The following is a 599-nucleotide window of genomic DNA, read 5'->3' as shown; positions in this document are numbered from 1 at the left end:
GGGAACAGCAACGAACCACTCTACCATCCTCTCTCACCTCCTTTTACGTGTTTCAGTAGCTCAAACGAGGGATAGGGAACAGCAACTTTAACCTCGTCTAAATCTACCCCAGTCGGTTCTTGGTTTCAGTAGCTCAAACGAGGGATAGGGAACAGCAACGAGCAAGTCTTCGAATGTTCCCTTTCTCGATCTCCTGTTTCAGTAGCTCAAACGAGGGATAGGGAACAGCAACTCTAATAACCGCTGGATTTCCCCCCTGACCCGTGGTTTCAGTAGCTCAAACGAGGGATAGGGAACAGCAACTTTCCGCACTTGGGGCAAGTCCACTCGTAGACCTGCTCAGTGTTTCAGTAGCTCAAACGAGGGATAGGGAACAGTTTTCGGTTTCCGGTGTTCAAATGCTGGTCTGGATCGCGCTGGGGTGGATAGAGTATCGCAGGGCTACAGCGAGGGAGCTGAGCTGGTTCGTCGAAAAAATCGGGTCCCGCTGCAGGGAGATACTGGAGAAGATGGTAAAGGCGGCCGGAAACCCCGACGCGTGCGAGACGGTCGAACTCGGAAAAGGGCCTTTCGGCATGGGGTACATCATAGAGATCACC

The 599-nt window shown here is 52.6% G+C and carries 1 protein-coding gene and 1 CRISPR repeat array; the gene reads left to right on the top strand.

Annotated elements, in window-relative coordinates:
- Positions 1-49: 49 nt before the first annotated feature.
- Positions 50-381: direct repeats of the CRISPR family, unit length 37 nt; unit sequence GTTTCAGTAGCTCAAACGAGGGATAGGGAACAGCAAC.
- Positions 382-398: 17 nt separating this feature from the next.
- Positions 399-599 (top strand): hypothetical protein (locus ACP5PX_RS08375; RefSeq protein WP_428085489.1); only part of this gene is annotated, 201 nt, incomplete at its 3' end.

The sequence above is a fragment of the Hadarchaeum sp. (SeqCode) genome, assembly GCF_049969415.1.
In the GTDB taxonomy this organism is placed as follows: Archaea; Hadarchaeota; Hadarchaeia; order Hadarchaeales; family Hadarchaeaceae; genus Hadarchaeum.
The sequence above is the reverse complement of the archived record's forward strand: the minus strand, read 5'-3'. Positions and strand labels throughout refer to the sequence as shown.